Origin of the sequence: Endozoicomonas ascidiicola (assembly GCF_001646945.1) — a bacterium.
In the GTDB taxonomy this organism is placed as follows: domain Bacteria; phylum Pseudomonadota; class Gammaproteobacteria; order Pseudomonadales; family Endozoicomonadaceae; genus Endozoicomonas; species Endozoicomonas ascidiicola.
This window is the reverse complement of record NZ_LUTV01000002.1, coordinates 606103-630182: the sequence shown is the minus strand read 5'-3', so window position 1 is coordinate 630182 and position 24080 is coordinate 606103. Positions and strand designations below refer to the sequence as shown.

At 45.9% G+C, this 24080-nt stretch carries 24 protein-coding genes; 14 read left to right on the top strand and 10 right to left on the bottom strand.

Annotation, left to right across the window (positions count from 1 at the left end; translation table 11 throughout):
- Positions 1-9 precede the first annotated feature (9 nt).
- On the bottom strand, positions 10-1020 hold the full coding sequence (locus tag AKL11_RS06705) for a Fe(3+) ABC transporter substrate-binding protein (protein ID WP_067515822.1): 1011 nt from the start codon (positions 1018-1020) through the stop codon (positions 10-12).
- Between the two features lie 591 nt (positions 1021-1611).
- Here AKL11_RS06705 and msrB point away from each other — a divergent pair.
- Both msrB and mnmG read left to right on the top strand, forming a co-directional pair.
- Positions 1612-2742, top strand: coding sequence for a peptide-methionine (R)-S-oxide reductase MsrB (gene msrB / locus AKL11_RS06700; RefSeq protein WP_067515821.1), 1131 nt, complete (start codon positions 1612-1614; stop codon positions 2740-2742).
- Between the two features lie 198 nt (positions 2743-2940).
- Complete coding sequence (gene mnmG / locus AKL11_RS06695) at positions 2941-4821, top strand: tRNA uridine-5-carboxymethylaminomethyl(34) synthesis enzyme MnmG (protein WP_067516008.1); 1881 nt, start codon at positions 2941-2943, stop codon at positions 4819-4821.
- A 136-nt stretch (positions 4822-4957) separates the two neighbouring features.
- Here mnmG and AKL11_RS06690 read toward each other — a convergent pair whose 3' ends face one another.
- The 3 genes from AKL11_RS06690 to AKL11_RS06680 all read right to left on the bottom strand — a co-directional run bounded on the left by AKL11_RS06690 (position 4958) and on the right by AKL11_RS06680 (position 6633).
- On the bottom strand, positions 4958-5551 hold the full coding sequence (locus AKL11_RS06690; RefSeq protein ID WP_067515820.1) for a YhgN family NAAT transporter: 594 nt from the start codon (positions 5549-5551) through the stop codon (positions 4958-4960).
- An 85-nt stretch (positions 5552-5636) separates the two neighbouring features.
- Positions 5637-6026: a hypothetical protein gene (locus AKL11_RS06685; RefSeq protein WP_157673445.1), complete on the bottom strand. Its 390-nt coding sequence runs from the start codon at positions 6024-6026 to the stop codon at positions 5637-5639.
- A gap of 73 nt (positions 6027-6099) precedes the next feature.
- Positions 6100-6633, bottom strand: a complete 534-nt coding sequence (locus AKL11_RS06680) for a gamma carbonic anhydrase family protein (protein ID WP_067515818.1) — start codon at positions 6631-6633, stop codon at positions 6100-6102.
- Between the two features lie 112 nt (positions 6634-6745).
- Here AKL11_RS06680 and prlC point away from each other — a divergent pair, with 112 nt between their 5' ends.
- Together prlC and AKL11_RS06670 are read left to right on the top strand one after the other, a co-directional pair.
- Positions 6746-8791 carry an oligopeptidase A gene (prlC, locus tag AKL11_RS06675; RefSeq protein ID WP_067515817.1) on the top strand — a complete coding sequence of 682 codons (2046 nt, stop codon included), beginning with the start codon at positions 6746-6748 and terminating at the stop codon, positions 8789-8791.
- A gap of 90 nt (positions 8792-8881) precedes the next feature.
- Positions 8882-9145 carry a YheV family putative zinc ribbon protein gene (locus AKL11_RS06670; protein ID WP_095210230.1) on the top strand — a complete coding sequence of 88 codons (264 nt, stop codon included), beginning with the start codon at positions 8882-8884 and terminating at the stop codon, positions 9143-9145.
- Between the two features lie 17 nt (positions 9146-9162).
- Here the strand turns inward: AKL11_RS06670 and AKL11_RS06665 are convergent, their stop codons facing one another.
- Complete coding sequence (locus tag AKL11_RS06665; protein ID WP_067515816.1) at positions 9163-9813, bottom strand: hypothetical protein; 651 nt, start codon at positions 9811-9813, stop codon at positions 9163-9165.
- Positions 9814-10797: 984 nt separating this feature from the next.
- Between AKL11_RS06665 and coxB the strand changes: the two genes are divergently transcribed.
- Genes coxB through AKL11_RS06645 form a run of 4 tightly spaced genes read left to right on the top strand, consistent with a single transcriptional unit; the run spans position 10798 to position 15114 of the window.
- Positions 10798-11985, top strand: a complete 1188-nt coding sequence (gene coxB, locus AKL11_RS06660) for a cytochrome c oxidase subunit II (RefSeq protein ID WP_067515815.1) — start codon at positions 10798-10800, stop codon at positions 11983-11985.
- A gap of 11 nt (positions 11986-11996) precedes the next feature.
- Positions 11997-13586: a cytochrome c oxidase subunit I gene (gene ctaD / locus AKL11_RS06655; RefSeq protein WP_067515814.1), complete on the top strand. Its 1590-nt coding sequence runs from the start codon at positions 11997-11999 to the stop codon at positions 13584-13586.
- 16 nt (positions 13587-13602) lie between these two features.
- Complete coding sequence (locus tag AKL11_RS06650) at positions 13603-14178, top strand: cytochrome c oxidase assembly protein (protein WP_067515813.1); 576 nt, start codon at positions 13603-13605, stop codon at positions 14176-14178.
- 42 nt (positions 14179-14220) lie between these two features.
- On the top strand, positions 14221-15114 hold the full coding sequence (locus AKL11_RS06645) for a cytochrome c oxidase subunit 3 (protein ID WP_067515812.1): 894 nt from the start codon (positions 14221-14223) through the stop codon (positions 15112-15114).
- Here the strand turns inward: AKL11_RS06645 and AKL11_RS06640 are convergent, their stop codons facing one another.
- Complete coding sequence (locus AKL11_RS06640; protein ID WP_067515811.1) at positions 15115-15330, bottom strand: DUF2909 domain-containing protein; 216 nt, start codon at positions 15328-15330, stop codon at positions 15115-15117. It lies immediately after the preceding gene.
- A 158-nt stretch (positions 15331-15488) separates the two neighbouring features.
- Between AKL11_RS06640 and AKL11_RS06635 the strand changes: the two genes are divergently transcribed.
- From AKL11_RS06635 to AKL11_RS06615, 5 genes are all read left to right on the top strand, one after another.
- Complete coding sequence (locus AKL11_RS06635) at positions 15489-16190, top strand: SURF1 family protein (RefSeq protein ID WP_157673444.1); 702 nt, start codon at positions 15489-15491, stop codon at positions 16188-16190.
- A gap of 15 nt (positions 16191-16205) precedes the next feature.
- On the top strand, positions 16206-16829 hold the full coding sequence (locus AKL11_RS06630) for a redox-active disulfide-containing membrane protein (protein WP_067515809.1): 624 nt from the start codon (positions 16206-16208) through the stop codon (positions 16827-16829).
- A gap of 87 nt (positions 16830-16916) precedes the next feature.
- Positions 16917-18008, top strand: coding sequence for a COX15/CtaA family protein (locus tag AKL11_RS06625; RefSeq protein WP_067515808.1), 1092 nt, complete (start codon positions 16917-16919; stop codon positions 18006-18008).
- The gene (gene cyoE, locus AKL11_RS06620) at positions 18005-18907 is read left to right on the top strand and encodes a heme o synthase (protein WP_067515807.1); all 903 of its coding nucleotides are present in this window, start codon (positions 18005-18007) and stop codon (positions 18905-18907) included. Before AKL11_RS06625 ends, cyoE begins: the two co-directional genes overlap by 4 nt.
- A gap of 40 nt (positions 18908-18947) precedes the next feature.
- Positions 18948-19574, top strand: coding sequence for an SCO family protein (locus AKL11_RS06615; protein ID WP_157673443.1), 627 nt, complete (start codon positions 18948-18950; stop codon positions 19572-19574).
- 61 nt (positions 19575-19635) lie between these two features.
- Here the strand turns inward: AKL11_RS06615 and AKL11_RS25050 are convergent, their stop codons facing one another.
- The 4 genes from AKL11_RS25050 to AKL11_RS06595 form a co-directional block, all read right to left on the bottom strand.
- Positions 19636-20934, bottom strand: coding sequence for a hypothetical protein (locus tag AKL11_RS25050; RefSeq protein WP_067515805.1), 1299 nt, complete (start codon positions 20932-20934; stop codon positions 19636-19638).
- Between the two features lie 145 nt (positions 20935-21079).
- The gene (gene znuB, locus AKL11_RS06605; protein WP_067515804.1) at positions 21080-21862 is read right to left on the bottom strand and encodes a zinc ABC transporter permease subunit ZnuB; all 783 of its coding nucleotides are present in this window, start codon (positions 21860-21862) and stop codon (positions 21080-21082) included.
- Complete coding sequence (znuC, locus tag AKL11_RS06600; RefSeq protein WP_067515803.1) at positions 21855-22634, bottom strand: zinc ABC transporter ATP-binding protein ZnuC; 780 nt, start codon at positions 22632-22634, stop codon at positions 21855-21857. The genes znuB and znuC overlap by 8 nt, the downstream gene beginning before the upstream one ends.
- Positions 22635-22661: 27 nt before the next feature.
- On the bottom strand, positions 22662-23138 hold the full coding sequence (locus tag AKL11_RS06595; protein ID WP_067515802.1) for a Fur family transcriptional regulator: 477 nt from the start codon (positions 23136-23138) through the stop codon (positions 22662-22664).
- A 513-nt stretch (positions 23139-23651) separates the two neighbouring features.
- Here AKL11_RS06595 and AKL11_RS26605 point away from each other — a divergent pair.
- The gene (locus tag AKL11_RS26605) at positions 23652-23984 is read left to right on the top strand and encodes a type I secretion C-terminal target domain-containing protein (RefSeq protein WP_095210227.1); all 333 of its coding nucleotides are present in this window, start codon (positions 23652-23654) and stop codon (positions 23982-23984) included.
- The last annotated feature ends 96 nt before the right edge of the window (positions 23985-24080 follow it).

Sequence of the window (24080 nt, the reverse complement as noted above, 5' to 3'; positions counted from 1 at the left end):
AATCAGCCATTATAGATCGAACTTCACCTCATCCAGAAGACGCTGAGCCGTGGTGCGGTTGGCGGCAATGTCTGCAATCGGTAATGGATCCGCTTTAAATTCTCCCCAGGACGCCACTGTTTCAGATACGGCGACCTTAGGGTTCACTGGGTATTCCATATTGTCTTTCGCGTAGATGGATTGAGCTTCTTCGCTGGACAGGTATTCCATCAGCTTCTGGGCATTTGCTTTGTTCGGCGCATATTTGGCCATCACCATGCCACTGATATTGATGTGCGAACCATCGGTTTTCTGATTAGGGAAGTTCAGATAGACGGCATCTGCCCAGGCTTTCTGATCATCTCGCTGCATCATCTTGCCAAAGTAATAGCTGTTACCCAGGGACACATCACAAACCCCTTCTTTGATCGCTTTTACCTGAGCACGATCGTTGCCCTGTGGGCGACGAGCCAGGTTGGCTTTTACACCTTCCAGCCACTGCTTGGTTTCAGCTTCGCCTTTATGAGCAACCATGGAAGCGACAAGGCCAAGATTGTATGGATGCTTACCGCTGCGGGTACAGATTTTCCCTTTGTATTGAGCGCTGGCCAGATCTTCGTAATTGATATCAACCGGCTGTTCATTGCGCTTGGAGCTGTAGATGTTGCGTACGCGCTTGGTGAGTGAGTACCACTGGTGATCCGGGTCTCTCAGGTTAGCGGGAATATTCTCATCAATAACGTTGCTCTCAACAGGCTGAACCAGCTTGCGGTCTACCAGATCAAACAGACTGATCATGTCGGAAGTCAGAACCACGTCTGCGGGGCTGAACTTCCCTTCTCGCTGGATTCGCTCTTCCAGACCTTTCTTTGCAAACACCACGTTGACCTTAACGTCGTTCTCTTCTTCGAACTTTTTCAGCATCGGTTCGATAAGGAAAGGCTGACGGTAGGAGTAAACGTTAACCTCTTCAGCTGCCTGGGCAATCAGAGACGAGCAAAAGAGAGCAACGGCGGAGGCAATAGAGAGAAGCTTTTTCATATGCACCTGCAAACAATAATTATTATCGTTTGCGGATTGTACTCAAATTTCCTTATCTAACAACCCCTGTCTTTTATTCCTGTGGATAGTATTTCACTCAAAAGAAGTACTTTTTCTTTTGAACAGGTTGATTTTATTGATCTCCAGCACAGTCGACACAGCGAACCTGAAAATGTGGACATCAACACATACAAACTATTAACAAGGTATGGAAGAAGTTATTGATAAGTTGATGTTGTGGATAAGTGTCGTTTTATCCACAGCCTGCCTACATGATAAGTAGAGCTTCCTACCATGAAAAGAACAGGGTTGTTCAATACGTATCATATTGTTTATAAAGGTTTTTTTAGGGTTTTGCACAGATTTTATCAACACTAATAATAATATCTAATATAAAAAACACTAAAAAACAGCTATCGCTGTTATTACTGTAATTCAGGCCGAAACTCAGAGGGGGGATGTGTTCAGGATGCAGGTGTTTATTGGAAGGTCGGTGTAAAAATCATGTGATTTTCGTAGGAACATTTGTAACGTTTAAACAATCAATCCGTTTAATAGCAAAGATAACTTAAGCGTTAATGCGGGGTGCTTATGAAAACAGGTTCAAAACTGGTGGCCAGACTGGCAGCTCTCTTGCTGTTGGCAACATCCATCTTCAGTTATGCGGATAACGCTTCAGAAACCAAAGCGGCTACGACAGAAATCGCCACGTTGGCCGGTGGCTGCTTCTGGTGTACGGAGTCGGATCTGGAGAAACTGAATGGCGTTATTGATGTGATTTCCGGTTACTCTGGTGGGCAGCTGGAAAATCCGTCTTATGATCAGGTGTCTTCAGGAAAGACAGGACATATTGAAGTTATCAACGTCATTTATGATCCAGCCGTTGTGAGCTATGAGCAGGTACTGGATCAGTTCTTTCGACATATTGACCCAACGGATGATAAAGGCTCTTTTGTTGACCGTGGGCCACAGTATCGACCGGCCATCTTCTTTCGGAGTGAGGAGCAGAAGCTGGTAGCGCAAACCTTTATGGAAGAGATTGAAGCGTTGGGCGTCTTTAAAAAGCCATTGAAGACGGAGTTGATCCCTTTCAATAAATTCTGGCCTGCAGAGGACTACCATCAGGATTATTACAAGCGAAATAAAGTTCGCTATACCTATTACCGCTACGCCTCTGGCCGGGATAAATATCTGGATGGGATTTTCGGCTCTGACCGAAAAGAAAATCCAGTGACGCTGAGGGAGATGATCGATGCTCGCAGCACACCTTCGACCGAAAAGACCTATACCAAACCCTCTGACGAAGTGATCCGCAAACAACTCACAGAGCAGCAATACTATGTCACCCAGGAAGACGGCACTGAGAAGGCCTTTCAGAATGAATACTGGGACAACAAGGCTGAAGGTATTTATGTGGATATCGTAACGGGAGAGCCCCTGTTCTCGTCCACTGATAAATACAAATCCGGTACTGGATGGCCGAGTTTCTCTCAGCCTATCAATGATACCTTTGTGACTGAGCAGACTGATTTCAAACTGATTTTCCCAAGAACGGAAGTTCGCAGTAAATACGGAGACTCTCATCTTGGTCATGTATTTGATGATGGCCCAGAGTCAACCGGGCTGCGCTATTGTATGAACTCCGCTGCCATGCGTTTTGTACCCAAGGCGGATATGGCAAAAGAGGGATATGGCGAGTATCTCTACCTGTTCGATCAGTAAATACAAAACAAAAGTTTGCAAACGATCGTATCATTACGGAGGTTAGTACTTGCACTACCGATAGGGGGCGGTTCTATCAGGGGACCGTCCGAGTCGTTATTCTAATCAACCGTAGTGATCACAGGGTCACAGAGTGATTTTTCCTGTGTATAATTGCCAGCCTTTACCCTTTTAACTCACAGGTGACCGACGTTGGCAGTGGATTTCCCAAATCAATTTGATGTGATTGTTATCGGTGGTGGCCATGCCGGTACTGAAGCCGCATTGGCTTCAGCGCGTATGGGCGTGAAAACGCTATTACTGACCCATAACATCGAAACTCTGGGGATGATGTCCTGTAATCCGGCCATTGGCGGGATTGGTAAAAGTCATCTGGTGAAAGAGGTGGATGCTCTGGGCGGCGCTATGGCAATAGCCACAGATCTCGCAGGTATCCAGTTCAGAATTCTCAATGCCCGGAAAGGGCCGGCGGTTCGTGCAACCCGGGCTCAGGCTGATCGTGCGCTGTATAAAGCGGCCATACGCAACATTCTGGAAAATCAGGAAAACCTCTGGATTTTCCAACAGTCTGCAGATGATCTGGTGATGGATGACAATACCAACGAAGTTCGTGGTGTTGTGACCAACATGGGGGTTCGTTTCCTGGCGCCTAACGTGGTACTGACAGCAGGTACTTTCCTTGGTGGCCGAATCCATATTGGTTTAGAAAACCACAGCGGTGGCCGCGCCGGCGATCCACCTTCCATTGCTCTGGCTAACCGGTTAAGAGAATTGCCGCTGGATGTTCAGCGTCTCAAAACGGGAACTCCTGCGCGAATTGATGCCCGAAGCGTGGATTTTTCGGTAATGGAAGAACAGGCTGGCGATACGCCATTGCCGGTGATGTCTTACATGGGATCTGTTGAACAGCATCCTGAGCAGGTTTCCTGCTACATCACCCATACCAATGAGCAAACCCATGACATTATTCGTGGCGGGCTTGATCGTTCGCCAATGTTTACCGGTGTCATCGAAGGGGTTGGACCACGTTATTGCCCATCCATTGAAGACAAAATTACCCGGTTTGCGGATAAGAACTCCCATCAGGTGTTTCTGGAGCCAGAAGGGTTATCCACAAACGAACTCTACCCAAATGGTATTTCCACCAGTTTGCCATTTGATGTGCAGATCAATCTAATTCAATCCATTCGTGGTTTGGAAAATGCGCACATTACACGACCAGGTTATGCCATTGAGTATGATTATTTTGACCCTCGTGGTTTGAAATACTCGCTGGAAACGAAAAGCATTGGCGGTTTGTTCTTTGCTGGTCAGATAAACGGAACCACCGGTTACGAAGAAGCGGCAGCTCAAGGTTTGCTGGCCGGAATGAACGCAGCACTGCGCGCTCAGGAGAAAGAAGCCTGGTGCCCACGCCGTGACGAAGCCTACATTGGCGTGCTGGTGGATGATCTGATCACCAACGGTACCAGTGAACCCTATCGAATGTTTACCAGCCGCGCGGAATATCGTCTGATCCTTCGTGAAGACAATGCTGACCTTCGTCTCACCGAAAAAGGTCGTGAATTCGGGATGGTTGATGATAAGCGTTGGGCAGCGTTCACTGAAAAGAAAGAGCGCATTGAGAAGGAATCTGAGCGTCTTAGAGCGTCGTTTGTCCACCCGGGTAGCGAAGCTGCCCAAAAACTGGAAAACAAGCTCAGCAAGCCAATAAGCCGTGAATACAGTCTATTGGAGCTGCTTCGTCGACCAGAGCTGACTTATGAAGATGTTTCCGGACTTGTGGGTGAAGCTGAGAGCCATGAGCAAGTAGCGGAGCAAGTGGAGATCCAGACCAAGTATCAAGGTTATATTGATCGGCAGACGGAAGAAATAGACAGAATGCGACGTTACGAAGGAACCCGCATTCCAGAAGCCATGGATTACACGAAAATTGAAGGGCTTTCTAACGAACTGAAGCAAAAGTTAAGTGAAACACGACCAGAGACGTTAGGTAGAGCTTCTCGAATTCAGGGGATGACGCCTGCGGCCGTTTCGTTGTTACTGGTTTACATGAAGAAACGTTCAATGGCGGCGTGATTTTTGTTAATGGGTAGGGAGATGTTTTTTGCTCCCTACCCTTCGGATAAGTTCTTTTTTTATTTTTATTGTTGTCTTTTAAATGCTATCTCTGGATTTAAATACCAAAGCGCAATCAAATTAAAGCCTTCTTTATTTAATGAGTAAGGTATTTCGCAATACCATCCATAAACATCTGAACAGAAAGCATAACCAGCACCATTCCCATTAACCGCTCAATAGCGAAAATCCCTCTGCCACCAAGAAGCTTCATGAGTTTTCCGGAACACATTAAAATCGCGGCACTTATGGCCCAAGCGATAAATACAGCCAGAGAAAGGTCAAGCTGGTGCCCAGGATTTTGGCTCGAAACCAACATCAGTGCCGCCATAATGGAAGGGCCTGCGATCAGGGGAATCGCCAGAGGCACGATAAAGGGCTCACCTTCAGGGGTGCTTCCCATAATCCCACCACCACGACTGGACGGAAAAATCATTCGAATAGCGATGATGAATAGAATAATAGCCCCGGCGATACTGACGGATTCCTGTTTGAGATTCAGGGACAGTAATAGATATTTACCGGCGAAGAGGAACAAAAGCAGGATCAGCAAAGCAATCAAGAGTTCTCTGATCAGTACTTTGAAGCGCCTTTCTTCTGGCACACTTTTTAGAATGGAAATAAAGACCGGCATATTTCCAAGTGGATCCATGATCAGGAAAAGCAAAATAACAGTTGAATAAATATCCATGATTTAGCGGCTGGTTCATGTTGAATAAGAAAGGCTTATAACATACAACCAGCACCCAAAGAAGGGTGCTGGTTGTATGTTGGCGTTAAATAAGGTTCTTGCCAACGAGTATGGACGCCAGTTTATTAAAATGTGCCGGATCCTGACTTTTTTCCAGCGGGCTTTGTTCTGATGAACCAAAATCACCGGTAGACTCAAAGTCCAAACTAACAGGTGAACTGGCCTCGAGTATGGATTTTGCGGCGATCTTAGCAAGCCTGACATCATTAATGTCTTCGTAGAGAGCCATTTCACTCTTATCTCTGACTTCATCAGCGTGCTCATGCTGCTGCGCTAATGGATTCTCTTCAGCACTATCAATTCCATGAGGCTGCTGTTTTATAGCCGTACTAAAACCCGATATGCTAACTCCTGGTGCAGACATAGAAAACTCCCTTTCTAAAACGGTTTCATAATATAAACCGTAGTCAGTCATAGAACGAAGTTCATTGATACTTAAGTCGTACTTATATATAAGTTATTGAATTTTAATAATTTACGTCTCATTTTCAATCAATGAAAGAGTCTTTAAGTTTCACATAATTAGCTGCACTGTACTGAAAGAAAGTCTTCTCTTTTTCTGAAATAGGGCGAGATTTGGCAGCAGGGTTGCCTTTATAGACAAAACCGCTTTCAAGGCGCTTTCCCGGCGGAACCAGGCTACCTGCTCCGACAATCACCTCTTCCTCTATCACTGCGCCATCTAAAATTATCGACCCAATGCCAATCAGGCAGCGATCGTGAATGGTGCAGCCATGCAAAACGGCTTTATGACCCACTGTCACATCATCTCCAATGGTCAGCGGGTAGCCTTCCGGGTTGTAATCACTGGAGTGGGTGATATGAAGCACTGAGCCATCTTGAATACTGGTGCGGGCACCGATGATAATTGAGTGCATATCGCCGCGAATCACGGCTGTTGGCCACACGGAGCTATCATCCCCAATGGATACATCACCAATAACAACAGCGCTGCTGTCGATAAAGACCCGCTTGCCAATAGTTGGCGTTTTATGGTGATAAGGTCGAACAGCATTGCTCATTTGATTGATCTCACTCAGGGTAAAAGGGAACCTTGCTTGAATTCCTCAAGTATGGAACCCATCTATAGATATTATTCAGGTACAAAAACTACCATCTTACAGAGAGTTGTCCATGAAAAACCCATTGCTGGAAAACTGCGAACTCCCTCCATTCTCTCAGTTACAACCAGAACACGTTAGACCTGCCATAGAAGGCATTATTCATGACAACGAAAAAGCGATTTCGATGCTTCTGGCCTCAGAAAACAATAAAGGTTGGACAACTCTTCAGGAGCCCATTGACCAACTGGACGACCGCCTTGGTCAGGCATGGTCTCCAGTCGGGCATATGAATGCAGTGGTGAACAGTGAAGCTCTGCGGGAAGCGTACAACAGTTGTCTTCCGCTACTGTCTGAGTATTCCACCCGACTAGGACAAAACCGTCAGTTGTTTGAGGCCTATCAATCGCTGAAAGATTCCGCTGAATTCAACACTCTAGATAAAGCGCAACAGAAAATCATCAATGATAATCTACGAGATTTCAGGCTGGCTGGAGTCGCTCTTGATGACGACAAAAAACAGCGTTTTGGCGACATTAAGAAACAATTGTCAGAACTAACCAGCAAATTCTCCGATAATGTGTTGGATGCCACAATGGCATGGAGCAAGCTGATTACCGATGAATCAGAGCTGGCTGGCCTGCCAGAGTCTGCTTTAGCCGGTGCAAAACAACTGGCGCAAGCAAAAGAAAAAGAAGGTTGGATGCTGACGCTGGACTTCCCCAGTTATTTCCCGGTGATGACATACTGCGATAACCGTGAGCTGCGCAAAGAGGTGTACACGGCTTTCTCCACGCGCGCTTCAGATCAAGGACCCAGTGCTGGTCAGTTTGATAATACGGACAATATCAAACAAATTCTGAAGCTCCGTTATGAGTTGGCCAAACTTTTAGGTTTTAGTGGTTACGCTGAGTATTCTCTGGCCACAAAAATGGCTGAGTCTCCAGAAAAGGTCATCGAATTTCTGGAAGACCTTGCGGCGAAAAGCAAACCTCAGGCAGAGAAAGAGTTGGCTGAATTGAAAGCCTTTGCCAAAGCCGAGTTCGGTACTGATGATCTGCAAGCTTGGGATATTGGTTACTACGGTGAAAAACTGCGTCAGCAACGTTATGCCATTTCTCAGGAAGAACTTCGCCCTTGGTTCCCAGCCGAAAAGTCCATTTCCGGCATGTTTGCCGTGGTAAATCGACTCTACGGTATTGAGTTCGAAAGTGTTGAAGGTGTGGATACCTGGCACAAAGATGTTCGCTTTTTCAATATCACCCGTGATGGCGAAACCATCGGGCGCTTCTATCTCGATCTCTATGCAAGAGAGCACAAGCGTGGCGGTGCATGGATGGATGTTTGTCGTTCCCGTTGGCAGCGGGATGGCAAGGTTCAATTGCCCGTTGCTTACCTGACCTGTAACTTTACCCCGCCGGTTGGCGATAACCCTGCACTGTTGACCCACGATGAAGTCGTTACCCTTTTCCACGAATTTGGTCATGGTCTGCACCATATGCTGACTAAAGTGGACTATCCTTCCGCTTCTGGCATCAGTGGCGTTGCGTGGGATGCGGTTGAACTGCCAAGTCAGTTTATGGAGAACTGGTGTTGGGAAAAAGAAGGCCTTGCCTTGATTTCTGGTCACTTTGAAACCGGTGAACCATTACCAGAAGACAAACTGCAAAAACTGTTAGCCGCGAAAAACTTCCAGTCTGCCATGATGATGGTGCGACAGCTGGAATTCTCTTTGTTCGATTTCAAACTGCACAAAGAATACGGTGATGATCTGAATGTTCAGACCGTTCTGGATGCTGTTCGTCAACAGGTAGCGGTAATCATGCCGCCTGCGTTTAATCGTTTTCAGAACAGCTTCAGTCATATCTTCGCCGGTGGTTACGCTGCGGGCTATTACAGCTATAAGTGGGCTGAAGTGTTGTCTGCGGATGCTTTCTCAAAGTTTGAAGAAGAAGGTATTTTTAACCGTCAGACGGGGGAATCCTTTCTTCATGAAGTCCTCGAGAAAGGTGGTTCTGCAGAGCCTATGGAGCTATTCGTGAAGTTCCGGGGTCGCGAACCAGAGATTGATGCACTTCTCCGTCACTCTGGCATTAAGAGCAGCATTGAGACAGCCTGATTGATCGCATAGACTGCAGCACTGTTTACGCAGTAACTACTCTATTTAAGTAGTGTCTGCGTAAAGCTGGAGCCTCAGATAGGAAGTACAATGATGAAAACAAAACGATTTATTGCGGGCGCAGTTTGTCCTTCCTGTGGTGCCATGGACTCTATACGTATGTTTCGAAGTGAAACTCAACGGGACTATCGTGAATGTGTTGAGTGTGATTACAGCGACGTGATGGACGTGTCGCCTGCTTTGGAAGGTGACCTGCCAGAAGCGCGAATCACTCGGGAAGAGAAAGCTCTGGAAGAGCACACGGATGTTATTCGATTTGTCGATGCCTCTTCACCATCAGACGCCAAACATTAATTTCAGAACCCTGCAGCTCAGGCTGCAGAGGTAAATTTCAGTTCAATGCCCAAATTGTTTGATAGGCAGTTCCAGCGCGACCATATCCGGATCCACTCCTCAGAACTGCGGTTGTGAATAAACGCCATAAACTTTTCCTGGTGGTAAATGGCCTGAGACTTCATCATCTGTTCAACGGTTTTATCCACAATGATGTCCAGCTCATTTGCGAAGTTTTCACCGAGAATGGAGTGAATAATCAGGTTTGCCCAGGTCATGTTCATAGGGATAAGAGTTGAACCTGTTTTCATCAGGTACTGATCATTCACTTCTTCAATGAGGCGGTGCGCAAAATAGGCTTTATCGAGAAGTAAATCCAGACCATTGATTGGATCCCCCTTAATGGCTGGAGCCAGGAAGTTTTCTTCTGCAATATCCAGAAAAGGGCAAATGAAATGGCCGATTCCCGCTTCTTTTGATGATGACTCGAGTGCTTCTAGAAAATCAGGAACATGATCGATGTAGTCAATCGTGAAGAGCTGAAGCGTCTCACAGGCGTTTTGATCGGGGAGTTCAATCGTATGATGCAGTTGTTCGATCTGATCATCCATCAGTTTACAAAGATGCTTATTCTGGGACTCAAGTAACTTAGCCTGACTGATTAAGTCGCGGATTGCCTGAACATCCATAGTTGCCTCCTGCCTTCCACTAGCCTGTCATAGAATCACAACTGACAACGTCGCTGTTGTTGATAGATGCTTACAACACCACAGTCACTGCATTAAGACAAGATATACAAAATATCACTTTTGCATATATAGATAAATTTTTATAAGTAAAAAAGATTAAAAGAATATGCTGTAAAAATAGGGAGTTTTCTGATTTTACTATGTGTTGTGCAGTCAAAAATATGGCACACAAGATGAGCTGTGCCAGCTTACAAATTTGTAATTATGAGATATAAATCACAGGGTGACATTTACTGTCCATTATGGATGAACGGCTGTAGGGAAGTAGAAAAATCTCAAGACATGCCGGATTACTCACCTGATATCATATCCATAAAACGAAAATTATAAATAATAAATTTGTCGTGTAATTGCCTGTGTTTTTCTAGGTTTTATCTATGAATTAGTTCATTTGAAGTAGACGACAGAATAATATTTTATGGATTGAAGATTTCATTTTTTTTCGCCATGTTGTTTAATGGTTTTCGGGAACTATACTCTATGTGCGATTATTGTCAGGCTTAGAGTGTTCTGCTTGGGATGTAAAGCTGTGATTATTTTATGGTAATGACAGTCTGAGGTGTTGGATTTGCAGTTATGTGTTAAGGCAGTTTGACGTGTTTCTACTGGTTGCATATCTGCTCTTGATTAGATGTATTGGGGTTTTTCAAGTCAGATAAATCAAGATAGTACTTTCCAAACCTGTAAATGAGGTTATGACTTTCACAAGTGAGTCATGTTTCAGTCTATTTACAGATTTCAGGGAGAATTGTCTTTAAAATTAGGCCATTGGACAGGTCAGTATCGTGATGTCAGTAATCGTTACTCATTGAAATGAGTCATTGATTACCGTCACACCTCTGAAGTACAGCAGCACAATAAGTCTGCACAATAATAATAAGAAGTCTCCGCTGCGATCGGCGGATAGTCAGGGGATGTAAGGGAATGAGGCAGCAGGCGAGATCTCTTTTTCTTCTTCTTGCGGGTTCGACTGCATCAGGCAGCAGTCTTGCCGAGTGGGAAGTCAATATGACCGAGGGTGTAACGGCGGTAAGCCGGAACATCTACGGTCTACACATGACCATATTAATGATCTGCGTCGTCATTGGCGTGATTGTTTTTGGGGTTATGTTCTATTCCATTTTTAAGCACCGGAAGTCAAAAGGTGCGGTTCCGCAGCAATTTCACGAAAGTACGTTGGTGGAAATTGCGTGGACGTCCATTCCATTTTTGATTCTGGTGTTGATGGCGATTCCAGCCACCAAAACGCTGGTGGATATCTACAACACTGACGAAGCCGACATTGATATAAAAATAACGGGTTATCAGTGGAAGTGGCAGTATGAATACGTGGGCGAAGACGTTTCTTTCTTCAGTAATCTGAGCACGCCCCGTGAAGAAGTGACCAACGTACGCACCAAGAATCCCAACTATCTTTTGGAAGTGGATGAACCACTGGTGATTCCTGTGGGTAAAAAAGTTCGCTTTCTGGTAACGGCTGCGGATGTTATCCACTCCTGGTGGGTGCCAGCACTGGCCGTTAAGCGTGATGCTATTCCCGGATTTATCAACGAAGCCTGGACTAATATCGACGTTCCCGGAACTTATCGCGGGCAATGTGCTGAGTTGTGCGGCAAAGATCACGGCTATATGCCCATTGTCGTAGAAGCCAAATCAGAAGCTGATTACGAAGCATGGCTGGTAGCGAAAAAAGAAGAAGCTGAGAAAGAACGTGAGCTGAATGATAAGACTTGGTCTATGGAAGAGCTTATGGCTCGTGGCGAGCAGACATACAACAAAGTCTGCGCAGTTTGCCATCAGGTGAACGGTACAGGAATGCCGCCACTCTTCCCTGCTCTCAAAGGCAGTGCAATGGCGACCGAAGCCAGCCAGATTGCAGCCCATGTTGATATCGTGGTAAACGGTAAGAAAGGCACTGCTATGCAGGCGTTCGCCAACCAGTTGAGCGAGGTGGATATTGCCGCCGTGGTGACTTATGAGCGTAATGCCTGGGGCAATAATACCGGTGAAATGGTGACGCCAAAAGAAGTCATGGAGTACAAAGAAACTGGTAAATATGTAGAACAAGCGGCCAAGCAGGCCATGCCCGCTAAACAACAGGCAAGCCTGTAAGGAGCACTGAAATGACCTCGGCAACAGACACTCATGGTGGTCACGATGATCACGCTCACGGGCCAGCCAAAGGCTTGATGCGTTGGGTATTAACCACCAACCATAAAGACATTGGCTCCATGTACCTCTGGTTCAGTTTCATTATGTTTCTGACCGGCGGCGCTATGGCAATGATTATCCGGGCAGAACTGTTTCAGCCCGGCCTTCACATTGTTGAACCTGCCTTCTTTAACCAGATGACCACCATGCACGGTTTGATCATGGTGTTCGGTGCGGTAATGCCAGCCTTTGTGGGTTTGGCGAACTGGATGATCCCCATGCAAATCGGCGCGCCGGATATGGCGATGCCGCGGATGAATAACTGGAGTTTCTGGATTCTGCCTTTCGCGGCAGTGATGCTGATCAGCACACTGTTTATGGAAGGGGGCGGCCCGAACTTTGGTTGGACTTTCTACGCTCCGTTATCCACAGATTACGCACCACCGTCGACGACTTTCTTCATTTTTGCCATTCACATGCTGGGAATCTCTTCCATCATGGGGGCGATTAATATTATTGCCACCATCCTGAACCTTCGGGCTCCGGGTATGACCATGATGAAGATGCCGTTGTTCGTATGGACCTGGCTGATCACCGCTTATTTGCTGATTGCAGTTATGCCAGTACTGGCGGGCGCAGTGACCATGATGTTGCTGGATATTCACTTCGGAACCAGCTTCTTTAACGCTGGTGGTGGTGGTGACCCGGTACTGTTCCAGCATATCTTCTGGTTCTTCGGGCATCCGGAAGTGTACATCATGATTCTTCCGTCCTTCGGTATTGTCTCGGCCATTATCCCTGCCTTTGCTCGTAAAGGGCTGTTTGGCTATACCTCCATGGTCTATGCAACGGCAAGTATTGCTTTCCTGTCGTTTATTGTCTGGGCGCATCACATGTTCACCGTGGGTATTCCACTGATTGGCGAACTGTTCTTTATGTACGCCACCATGTTGATTGCGGTGCCCACCGGGGTGAAGGTGTTTAACTGGGTCACCACTATGTTCCGTGGTTCCATGACCTTTGAAACCCCCATGTTGTTTTCCATCGCGTTCGTGGTGCTTTTTACCATTGGTGGCTTCTCCGGGTTGATGCTCTCTATTGCTCCGGCAGACTTCCAATACCACGATACTTACTTTGTGGTGGCGCACTTCCATTACGTTTTGGTGCCTGGAGCGATCTTTGCCATCTTTGCAGCCGTCTATTACTGGCTTCCTAAATGGACTGGCCATATGTACGACGAAACACTGGCAAAGACTCATTTCTGGCTGTCGTTTATCGGGATGAATCTGACCTTCTTCCCAATGCACTTTGTTGGGTTGGCCGGTATGCCGCGACGTATTCCGGATTACGCCCTGCAATTTGCCAACTTTAACGAGATCTCCAGTGTCGGTGGTTTCCTGTTTGGCACCACACAATTCCTGTTTCTGTTCATTATTATCAAGTGCATCAGAGGTGGCGAAAAAGCGCCAGCGAAGCCTTGGGAAGGTGCTGAAGGGTTGGAGTGGAGTGTTCCTTCTCCTGCGCCCTATCACACGTTCACTACTCCGCCAGATGTGAAATAAACAGGAGTAGTCGTTGATGTCACAGTCAGATAAGGGCGAAAGCGATCAGAAAACGTTATCGGTGGCGCAATCAGCCCGCCGTACTGTGATTCGCTCCATTCTGGTGGCCATTGGCATGTTCGGTTTCGGATTTGCCATGGTGCCTCTCTATAACGTGTTTTGTCAGGTGACCGGTCTCAACGGGAAAACCGATCCAGACCCTTATCTGTATAAAGCGGCTGAAGCCAAAGCAGACACCAGTCGTGACATTAAAGTGCAATTTGTGGCTACACGAAATGCGAGTATGAGCTGGAGCTTTGCTCCCAGCACGCCACAGGTGACCGTGCATCCGGGTGAGCCCGGTGTGCTTAACTTTGTGGTGAAGAATCCGACGGATAAACCCATGGTTGGGCAGGCTATTCCCAGTGTGACACCTTTTGAAGCCACTAATTTTCTTCACAAAGTAGAGTGTTTCTGCTTTACAACCCAGACACTTCAACCTGGCGAAGAAAAAATAATGCCGCTTCGAATTATCGTGGATCAGGAACTGCCCAAGCACATTAAAAAACTAACGTTGTCGTACACACTGTTTGATGTGACGCATTTGCAATAATCGGGAGAAAAGGCGTACTCCCTGCCCTTTCAGGAGATAACTATGGCTACCGAAGAAGGTACCTATTACGTTCCGGCCCAAAGCAAGTGGCCGATTATTGCCTCCATCGGCCTGTTTCTGACGTTGGCTGGCGCCGGCATGATGATGAACGACATGTCCGCTGGCGTGAAAGATTCCTCTGCTCACTATGTTTTTTACACAGGTGGGTTACTGATGGCCTGGATGCTGTTTGGCTGGTTTAGCAATGTCATCAGCGAATCGCGGGCTGGCCTGTACAGTGCACAAATGGATCGAACTTTCCGGTGGGGAATGTTCTGGTTTATTTTCTCCGAAGTGATGTTCTTCGCGGCACTGTTTGGCACGCTGTTTTATGTGCGTACCTTTGCGGTGCCCTGGTTGGCTGGTGAAGGTGATGGGGCAAGTACACACCAATTTTTATGGCCCGATTTTGTAGCGGACTGGCCGTTGATGGTGAATCCGGATAACGATCTGTTTGTGGGTGCTGCAAACGTGGTTGACCCTTTTAAATTACCATTGATAAACACCTTGCTGCTGGTGGCTTCCAGTATAACTCTAACATTTTCGCATCATGCCTTGAGAGCCAATGATCGTTATAAAACGAAACTCTGGCTAATTTTTACTCTGGTTCTGGGAGCAGCTTTCTTATTTCTCCAAGTAGAAGAGTACATAGAAGCTTATAACGAGCTTGGTTTGACACTAAGCGCTGGAATTTACGGTTCAACCTTCTTCCTGCTTACTGGCTTCCATGGTGCGCACGTAACTCTGGGCGCCATTATGTTAGCGGTGATGTTGTACCGGGTTTACCAAGGGCATTTCGAAGCGGAGAACCATTTCGCCTTCGAAGCGTCCAGCTGGTACTGGCACTTCGTCGACGTGGTTTGGGTTGGGCTGTTTATTTTTGTTTATATATTCTGATTACTGATAAAGCCAGGGCGCCTGGCTGTGGATATCTCCATGGAACCAGGCGACCACAATAGCCACCATGATCAGCACCGTAAGGCTGATACGAACTTTCAAAGAGTTTAACAAACGAGGAGAGTTTTTCTTTTCAGTCAACAGAAAATAAAAGCCGGTTCCGAGGCTGGCGACAACGGCAAGAAACAGAACAATAACAATGAGTTTTATCCACATGCTTTTTAGCTCACAGGTTATCCACAAGAGTCTGAAGCATAACCAACATCTCTAAAAGCACTGAAAATACAGGGTTTTTGGTGAGATGAAGGATAAGAAGCTCAGTTTTTTCCACACAATAGCATAGAAAGACTGTTCACTTGATGTTTGGATTCAGATTGAAGTTGACCCTATTAGTGATTGCCCTCCTGCCGGTACTTTTGTACCTTGGATTCTGGCAGCTGTCGCGGTATGAGCAGAAACTTCAGCTTGTGCAAACCTATGAATCCCGACAGCGTCTTAAGCCTGTAATGCTAACTCAGGTAAGACAGTATGACGATCCCTTGTACCTCCCCATTGTCGTCAATGGTCATTACGACGTAGAGCGGTACTTTTTGCTGGATAATCAAGTTTATCAACAGCAAGCGGGCTATGACCTGTTTATGCCTTTCCAGACAGATAATGGGCAGTGGCTGTTGATCAACCGTGGCTGGCTACCCGCCGGTGATCGAAACACATTACCGAATATAGACACAGATAGCCGGCACCTGACGTTAAAAGGCGTTGTCTATAAACCATTGGGTGATGCTTTTCTTCTGGGTGAAGACGTATGGAACGATGACTGGCCAAAAAGAATCCAGTCCATTGATCTGGCAAAGATGTCTCAAACCATTAATGAAACGACGCCCGACTTTTTTATGGTGCTTGAAGGTGGAGAAATGGGTAGCAAACAGGTAAGACCATTAACGATGAACATGACCTCTGAAAAACACAGAGGTTATGCCTTCCAATGGTTTGCCATGGCGCTGGTGTTATTGACCCTTTATGGGTATCAAATGATTCGAGCCGGGAAAAAAAAGAATAAGAACAACGACGTATAAAGCAGTGAGGTAGTTATGGCGCAATTATTACCAGAAGCATCACCAAAAGCATCACCAGAAAAACGCCCAAAGAAGCGAGACCGTCTGCAGCTGGCACTTGTTTTCCTTATTCCAACCACCGCCATGGCGTTGGCCTGGACTATGTATTTCACCGGGGTTTGGGTTCCAGACGGACGCACAAATAAAGGCGAACTGCTGCTACCGCCAGCACAGCTTGCGGATATACCTCTGCGAGATGGCGGTCAGGCATTTATACCCGATGAAACCGACGGTTTATGGCGCATTGTGGTGTTTGGTAGTACTGAATGCACAGAGTCTCAGTGTCAGGAAAGTCTGTATAAAACACGACAGGTGCACATAGCTTTGAACAAAGAAGCTGAGCGGGTCGCGCGGTTCTTTATCTCTCCAGAAGCGCCGAAGCCTTCAGAGGCGCTTGAAAGCGAACATCCTGGTATTTACTGGCTAGCAGCGGATAAAAACACTATTGAGACAGTGCTTGGTACCAGTCAGTGGCCGTCTAATCAGGTATTTATTATCGATCCTCTGGGTAATGTCATCATGAGTTATCAGCCAGAGCAGCCGGGAGGCGACTTGTTAAATGACCTTAAAAAGCTGTTGAGAGCTTCCAGTATTGGTTAATGGATATTAAATGAATAAAGCAAAACCTGATTTTACTATTCTGGTATTTATCGGATAAAGAAAGGGTTGTTAACGGGTAGTTCTGTTATGACGAACGATACGAAAAAGAAAGGATTTTATCTGGCGCTGATCGCCACCCTGTTAGCCAGTATTGTGGTTGGGTTGGGTGCCTATACCCGGTTGGTTCATGCAGGGCTGGGTTGTCCGGATTGGCCCGGTTGTTACGGTTTTCTTACTGTGCCAGACGAAGCTCATGAAATTGCTCATGCAGAATCGCTCTATCCGGAAGCGCCGGTGGAAGTGGACAAAGGCTGGGCAGAGATGATTCATCGCTATGTTGCCGGAACGCTTATGCTGCTGGTGCTGGCTATTGTGATACAGGCAATTCGACATCGCCGTGAGCCAAGTCAACCCATCAAGCTTCCCATCTTTATTCTGTTGCTGATCACTCTCCAGGCAGCTTTTGGTATGTGGACAGTGACGCTTAAATTATGGCCTCAGGTGGTAACTGCTCACTTATTGGGTGGTTTTGCTACGTTCAGTTTGTTGTTTCTATTAACACTGCGATTGTCGGGTTGGCTCAAAGGGCGCTCAGTGGCAAGATCAGCGGCAAAAAGTGTCGGGGTTTTAAAAGGCCTTGGCGTCTTAAGTCTTCTAGTGGTGATTGGGCAAGTGAGCCTTGGCGGTTGGGTCAGCTCTAATTATGCGGCTCTGGCCTGTCCGGATCTTCCCATGTGTCAGGGACAATGGTTACCGCCTATGAATTTTTCAGAGGGGTTTGATGTTGGGCAGGATATTGGGCCGAATTATCTCGGAGGCCAGCTCCATGCTGAAGCGCGAACGGCGATTCACTTTGCTCATCGCATTGGGGCGTTACTGACAACCCTGTTGGTGATTTCTCTGGTACTCATTTCCTTTAGAAAAGCAGCTACGCTGGATATTGAATCTCAATCATCCGGTAACAAATTACGCATGCTTTCCTGGTGCATACTGTTGCTGTTGATAGCGCAGGTCTCTCTCGGGTTGAGCAATATTATCTGGAGCCTGCCATTAAATGTGGCGGTAGCTCATAACCTCGGCGGTGCATTATTGCTGCTGTCTCTGGTAGCGTATAACTACTTTCTGTTTGGTGGTGAGCAATCATCAGGCAAGTTAGCAACATGGAGGGCTGAAGCATGAGTCAAAGTCAGGCAATGGAAGCACGAAGTGCCAGCTGGCGGGATTATCTGGAACTGACCAAGCCCAAAGTGGTTGCACTGATGATTCTGACATCGGTGATTGGTATGTATCTGGCGACACCGGGTTGGGTATCTCTGGATATTCTGTTCTTTGGTAATTTAGGCATCGCCCTTTGTGCCGGTGCCGCAGCAGTGATCAACCATGTGGTTGATCGACAGATTGATACCAAAATGGCTCGAACCCATAAACGACCGGTTGCCACAGGCCGGGTTGAACCACTTCAGGCGGTTTTGTTTGCTTTAATGATTGGTTCTGCTGGAATGGCGATATTGCTGGTCATGGTGAACCCATTAACAGCGTGGCTGACGCTGGCTTCTCTGATGGGTTACGCAGTGATTTACACTCTGATTCTGAAGCGAGCCACGCCCCAGAACATTGTTATTGGTGGGTTAGCGGGTGCCGCACCTCCCCTACTCGGTTGGACGGCAGTGACCGGACAATTAGAAGGTCATGGTCTTTTATTAGTGCTGATTATTTTCGCCTGGACGCCACCGCATTTCTGGGCGCTGGCCATTCACCGAAAGGAAGAATACGCCAAAGCGGATGTGCCCATGCTGCCGGTCACTCACGGTGAGGCTTATACCAAACTGCATATTCTGCTTTATACCGTCATTATGTTTCTGGTGACCATGTTGCCGTTTTTAACGGGTATGAGCGGTGTTTTCTATCTCTTTGGTGCATCCATTTTGGGCGCAAGGTTCTTGTATTGGTCAATCGTTTTAATGCGTGACAGTCGACCAAATGCTGCGATTAAAACGTTCCGCTTCTCAATCACCTATCTGATGCTGTTATTTGTGGTGCTATTGGTGGATCATTACTCGTTCTATCTCTGGGTATAACTTCGGTACAAGAATAATGGATACAGGAAGGAGTCAGTCGGTGAGGAAAACGGTTTTTGTGTTGTTGTCAGTGATCGCCGTGGTGCTTGGGCTGACGTTTAACAAGTTCCTAAATAAGCCAGCGTTAACCAAAGAGCAGCTGCAACAGATGGGCGTGGTGGTGTTCGACACACCGAGAAGTTTTACGATGGGTGAACTGGTAGACCACAACGGTCAGCCATTTACCCCTGAGCACTTCAAAGACCGTTGGACTCTGGTGTATTACGGATTTACGTTTTGCCCGGATATCTGCCCCGCTACGTTAAGCCAGTTGAACAAGGTGGATAAACTCTTAAAAGAGCAGTCGCCAGAGCTGGCGAAAAAGATGCAGTACGTGATGGTCACGGTGGATCCGAGACGAGACACGCCTGAGAAGCTAAAAGGTTATGTCCCGCACTTTAATAACGATTTTATTGGCGTTACGGGTGAAATAACTCAGATTTATAATCTGGCCACACAGATGAACGTGCCGTTTACGCCGGTGGTTGATCCTGAAGATGAGTTTTATTTAGTGGATCATGGGGCGAATTTGGCTTTGGTCAATCCTAAGGGTTATTACCATGGGTTTATTAGGCCACCATTTGACTCAGTATCCTTAATCAATGCCTTTAATTCGATAATAAGATAATTAAAATATTATAAGAATGCAGAAATCAAATCCTGCTTTCTTATAATAAACTCTCAATTGCTTAGCTGTTATTGATTCGACGCATGACTTCAGCCACTTTTTCGGCTAGTTCACCTTCTCCATGATCTTTTAATAGCTCAATAGTTCTTGTGGAAGCAGCTTCATCCTTCATTTTTGAAAGGTGTTCTGGTGTTAATGCTCCTTTCATGATATTTAAATATTCCTGTGGTTTTCTTATATGAATTTGAATTATATCTTTGTCGCTTGTTTTTGATTCTGAAAATGCTCTTTGGAGTAATGGGTCGTTTTTAATTATGAACTCTGAAGCGTCTGGTTTAAGTTTAAATTCTTTTATGAGATGTTCGCATAATGTTCTTTTGTTGTTTTCTTTTGGAAGGTTTGTGTTAATGGATTTCACCTTCTCTTTAATGAAATTGGTGGCCACATCATTAGGGTTAAATCCAGAAACTTTTTCTGCTTTAAAGTTCCTGAATGTTTTCCAGCTAGCCTGTCTTCTTTGTGATTTTTGAAATTCAGTTTTAGCAAAATCAAAGAGCTCATCTGATAATTTTGAGTTCCCTGAAAGTGCTTGTTGTTTCATTTCATTCTGCAAAAACGATTCAGTACAACCCCAGTAAGTAGCCAGAAGGAATTCGTCTACTGTCATATCTTTAATATCATTTACATCCATCCATTCAGTAACAGCTTGTAGTGGTTTTCCTCTGTCTGTTGGACTATTGGTCTGAGAGCTTTGTATTGATGTTGCTTTGTGTTCGTTTTTGAGAGCATCTTCTTTCTTTTTATTTGCCAGCTTTTCCAATTCTTCCAAAGTCATTATTTGTTTGGCGCCTTTTTTCAGGCCTGACCCATTCTTTAGACGTGTAAGAAGTGCGTCATTCAAATTTAAAGAGGGTTTAGAAGATGGTGTGGGAGCACCGTTTACAGGAGGTGGTGGAGGTATGGGAACTCCAGCAGCGCTTAGCGGCGGCGGAGGTGGCGGCATAGGAACTCCAACAGGAATAGGAGGTGCAGGCGGGTTTGAAGAATTTGAAGGTTGTTCTGGTTGAGGCTTTTCCCTTGCTTGCTCTTTTGCAGCTTTAGAGGCGCTTTTTAACGCAGCGGCTATTTTCTGTCTTGCTTCTTTTCTTCCAACCGTCCTTTTATTCAAGTTGGTAGCATCTTTAAGTACTTCATCTTTCGGAACATCTTGAATTTGTGCTTCTGGGTCAGAAGAAGTGATTTTTTTTCCATCACGGGTTCCTGATGCAGGTTGTTTTACCGGTGGGTTTGGCGGATTTATAACTTCAGTATTTACTGTGGTTTTAATCGATTTATTTACTGCTCCACTAGAACCTGGCATGACTAAACTCCATTTAATCGAAAATTAATTAATTATTGATGATTTTTGGTATTTACACAATTCAACCAAAGTTGAATGGATGATATGGGAAGTATAGATGCAAGGATTTGATTTTAATGAAGCCAGAATAATTCTGGCTTAAATATTATCTGGATCTAATGGTGTTTGATAAGAGAAATAATATAAAACTACTGGTAACCACCGATGGGCCCGCCGGGCTATCTAAGTACCAAGACGCTGATAACCCTCCAGAAACACTGACAATACCGATGATGGCTGACATAAACATCATCTGTTCTGGCGTTTTTGCCAGGCGCTGGGCAGTGGCAGCAGGAATAATCATCAAGGCCGTGATCAGCAGTACACCAACAATCTTCATGGCTACTGCAATCACCAGAGCCATCAGCATGGTTAACACCAGCTTTAGCCGTTTGACGGGAACGCCTTCTACCTGTGCTAACTCAGCATGAACGGAAAGCGATAGAAGCGGTTTCCAAAACCAACCTAAAATCAGCAATATCAGGCTGCCACCGCCAAAAATCCAGAGCAGATCTTCAGCATTCACGGCTAATAGATCTCCGAACAGGTAAGACATCATATCCACCCGCACGTTTTCTGAAAAACTGACGGCGACAAGGCCGATAGACAGGGTGCTGTGAGCGAGAATGCCCAAAAGAGTATCTGAGGCAATCCGTTGTTTTTCCTGCAAACCTGCCAGAATGATTGCCAGAAACAGGGAGCTGATAATAACGGCCAGATTCATGTTCACATCGAGCATTAGCCCAATGGAGACACCTAACAGTGCAGAGTGGGATAGCGTATCACCGAAGTAAGCCATCTTGCGCCAGACGACAAAGCAACCCAGAGGCGCAGCAAGAATTGCCACCCCATAGCCTGCCAGAAGGGCGTACAGCAGAATGTCAGACATTGTTATTTCCTTCTGGATGACTGTGCCCGCAGCTGGTTATCTGGCCGTTGATGTCATGTTGGTGATCGTGATGGTGTTCATAGACGGCGAGCTCATCCGGCATTATGCCAAATAAACGTTGATAGGCGGGGTGTTCCCTGACTTGTTGCGGGTGCCCGGAACAGCAAACATGCTGGTTTACGCACACAACTCTGTCGGTTGAGGCCATGACCAGATGGAGGTCATGGGAGACCATGAAGACCGCACAACGTTTCTTCTCTCGAGGTTCTTCACGAATATCATTAATCAGCTTGTAAAGCTCTCGCTGGCCCGTGATATCAACGCCCTGCACCGGCTCATCTAACACCAGAAGATGAGGCTTATGAAGCAAAGCCCGAGCCAGAAGTACTCTCTGCATCTCACCACCGGATAAGGATTGCATCGGTGAATTAAGAAGGTGCACTACACCTGTTTTAGCCAGCGCATCTTTGATCGCTGTGAGACGGCAACCGGTTAGCTGTAGAAAGCGATCGACGGTTAAGGGCATCATTTGATTGATGTGAAGCTTTTGTGGCATATAGCCAATACGAAGCCCTTTCTGCAGAGTTCTCTGGCCTGCAGATGGCTCTTGAAGGCCTAGGGCAATGCGAACCAACGTGGTTTTTCCTGCGCCATTGGGGCCTATAAGCGTCACGATTTCTCCAGGGTGTACCTGGAGGCTGACGCCAGTTAGTACGTCCTTACTCTGGTATTTCATCCAGATGTCTTTCAGGTCAATGAGTGGCTGCATCATTGTTTTGTTCGTTAGCCCTTGATCCGTTTATCGACACTCGGCGCAAAGGCCAGAAAGCTCGATATTGGAGTAATTAATAGAAAAGTGGCGCTGCTCAGCATGGGCTGCAAGTGATTGCTTTATATCAGGAATATCCAGCTCGATCGTTGTCTGGCAATTGCTGCAAACCAAAAAGCAGCTATCATGCGCTTTATCGGGTATATGACAGCCAATATAGGCATTAGATGATGACAGCTTGTGAACCAGCCCTTGCTCTACCAGAAAGCTTAAGGCTCTGTAGACAGTAGGCGGTTGAGCTGGTTTTGAATTGCCTTGCTTCAGATTGGCCATTACCTCATAGGCACCGATTGGGCGATGACTCTGCCAAACCAGCTCCAGCACCCTTTCCCTAAGAGCTGTTAGCCTGGATCCACGAGCAGTACATACTTTTTGTGCATTTTCCAGCGCTTCTTTTATGCAAAGGTTGTGGTCGTGGGAAGTATCCGTGGGGTGTGCTTTTGTCATAAAGATATGAGGATGTTTAAAATAGGAAGTGTTACACAATAACATTGATTATGTAAATTAAAATCACTATCTAATTTAAAAAATTAACTGGTTGATTTTTTTTGTAATTTTTGAAACAAAAGGTAGATGAAGTTAGATTTAAATTGAAACAGCAAAGATGATTTTGTTGTTTATACTTTTAGCTAATTATTAACTAATTAATATGAATTTGATTCTTTTATTAAATGGAGTTTTAAAATGAATCCTGACTTCAACATTGATGATTTTCTTGGTGCTTCTGATGATCTTCCTTGTGATTCTGATGGCACTATCGGAGGTTAGACTTCTGAGCAAAATGGAAGTAAGTACCCAACCATATGAAATCATACTTTCTGACTCAGTGGCCAGCTACTCTACTACGTTGCAGCTTCGATCACATAGCTACGGCTATGCTCACTCCGCTGCGCCTTGCATAGTAACTAACCACTAAGCCAGAAATATTCGATTTCATATGGTTAGGTACTTACAGAAGCGATCACTCATGAGATTACAAACCCACGCACTATAAAAAACATATCATTTGATTCTGATAATGGTGGAGACGATGTTCTTGATGTCAGTGCATTATTGTCTGGCTCAAGTGTTGATGAAACTAATGTCGACCAGTATGTCAAAGTTACCCCAATGGGCGCATTTGTGGACACGAGTGGTTCAGGGGAATTTTCACAATTGAATCAAGTGGCCAGGTTTACTGCCTCCAGTGGGATTAACACAACAATTGCCGTGCAAGTATCTAACACGTCTATCCACGACCTTGCGGTAGAGTTCAGCTTTGATAATTCCGTTCATAAACCAAAACTCATTTGAAACATACGGTTCTAAATGAGCAGATAAATTGATCCAAAGCATGAAACGAAAAACGATTCAAGACGTATAATTACAGATCATTTTTTGCCATAACTA

What these genes read in the sequence shown, in the direction of transcription:
- AKL11_RS06705 (WP_067515822.1), bottom strand. Translation starts at nt 1,020, where the DNA reads ATGAAAAAGCTTCTCTCTATTGCCTCCGCCGTTGCTCTCTTTTGCTCG.
- msrB (WP_067515821.1), top strand. Translation starts at nt 1,612, where the DNA reads ATGAAAACAGGTTCAAAACTGGTGGCCAGACTGGCAGCTCTCTTGCTG.
- AKL11_RS06690 (WP_067515820.1), bottom strand. Translation starts at nt 5,551, where the DNA reads ATGGATATTTATTCAACTGTTATTTTGCTTTTCCTGATCATGGATCCA.
- AKL11_RS06685 (WP_157673445.1), bottom strand. Translation starts at nt 6,026, where the DNA reads ATGACTGACTACGGTTTATATTATGAAACCGTTTTAGAAAGGGAGTTT.
- AKL11_RS06680 (WP_067515818.1), bottom strand. Translation starts at nt 6,633, where the DNA reads ATGAGCAATGCTGTTCGACCTTATCACCATAAAACGCCAACTATTGGC.
- prlC (WP_067515817.1), top strand. Translation starts at nt 6,746, where the DNA reads ATGAAAAACCCATTGCTGGAAAACTGCGAACTCCCTCCATTCTCTCAG.
- AKL11_RS06670 (WP_095210230.1), top strand. Translation starts at nt 8,882, where the DNA reads ATGATGAAAACAAAACGATTTATTGCGGGCGCAGTTTGTCCTTCCTGT.
- AKL11_RS06665 (WP_067515816.1), bottom strand. Translation starts at nt 9,813, where the DNA reads ATGGATGTTCAGGCAATCCGCGACTTAATCAGTCAGGCTAAGTTACTT.
- coxB (WP_067515815.1), top strand. Translation starts at nt 10,798, where the DNA reads ATGAGGCAGCAGGCGAGATCTCTTTTTCTTCTTCTTGCGGGTTCGACT.
- ctaD (WP_067515814.1), top strand. Translation starts at nt 11,997, where the DNA reads ATGACCTCGGCAACAGACACTCATGGTGGTCACGATGATCACGCTCAC.
- AKL11_RS06650 (WP_067515813.1), top strand. Translation starts at nt 13,603, where the DNA reads ATGTCACAGTCAGATAAGGGCGAAAGCGATCAGAAAACGTTATCGGTG.
- AKL11_RS06645 (WP_067515812.1), top strand. Translation starts at nt 14,221, where the DNA reads ATGGCTACCGAAGAAGGTACCTATTACGTTCCGGCCCAAAGCAAGTGG.
- AKL11_RS06640 (WP_067515811.1), bottom strand. Translation starts at nt 15,330, where the DNA reads ATGTGGATAAAACTCATTGTTATTGTTCTGTTTCTTGCCGTTGTCGCC.
- AKL11_RS06630 (WP_067515809.1), top strand. Translation starts at nt 16,206, where the DNA reads ATGGCGCAATTATTACCAGAAGCATCACCAAAAGCATCACCAGAAAAA.
- AKL11_RS06625 (WP_067515808.1), top strand. Translation starts at nt 16,917, where the DNA reads ATGACGAACGATACGAAAAAGAAAGGATTTTATCTGGCGCTGATCGCC.
- cyoE (WP_067515807.1), top strand. Translation starts at nt 18,005, where the DNA reads ATGAGTCAAAGTCAGGCAATGGAAGCACGAAGTGCCAGCTGGCGGGAT.
- AKL11_RS25050 (WP_067515805.1), bottom strand. Translation starts at nt 20,934, where the DNA reads ATGCCAGGTTCTAGTGGAGCAGTAAATAAATCGATTAAAACCACAGTA.
- znuB (WP_067515804.1), bottom strand. Translation starts at nt 21,862, where the DNA reads ATGTCTGACATTCTGCTGTACGCCCTTCTGGCAGGCTATGGGGTGGCA.
- znuC (WP_067515803.1), bottom strand. Translation starts at nt 22,634, where the DNA reads ATGATGCAGCCACTCATTGACCTGAAAGACATCTGGATGAAATACCAG.
- AKL11_RS06595 (WP_067515802.1), bottom strand. Translation starts at nt 23,138, where the DNA reads ATGACAAAAGCACACCCCACGGATACTTCCCACGACCACAACCTTTGC.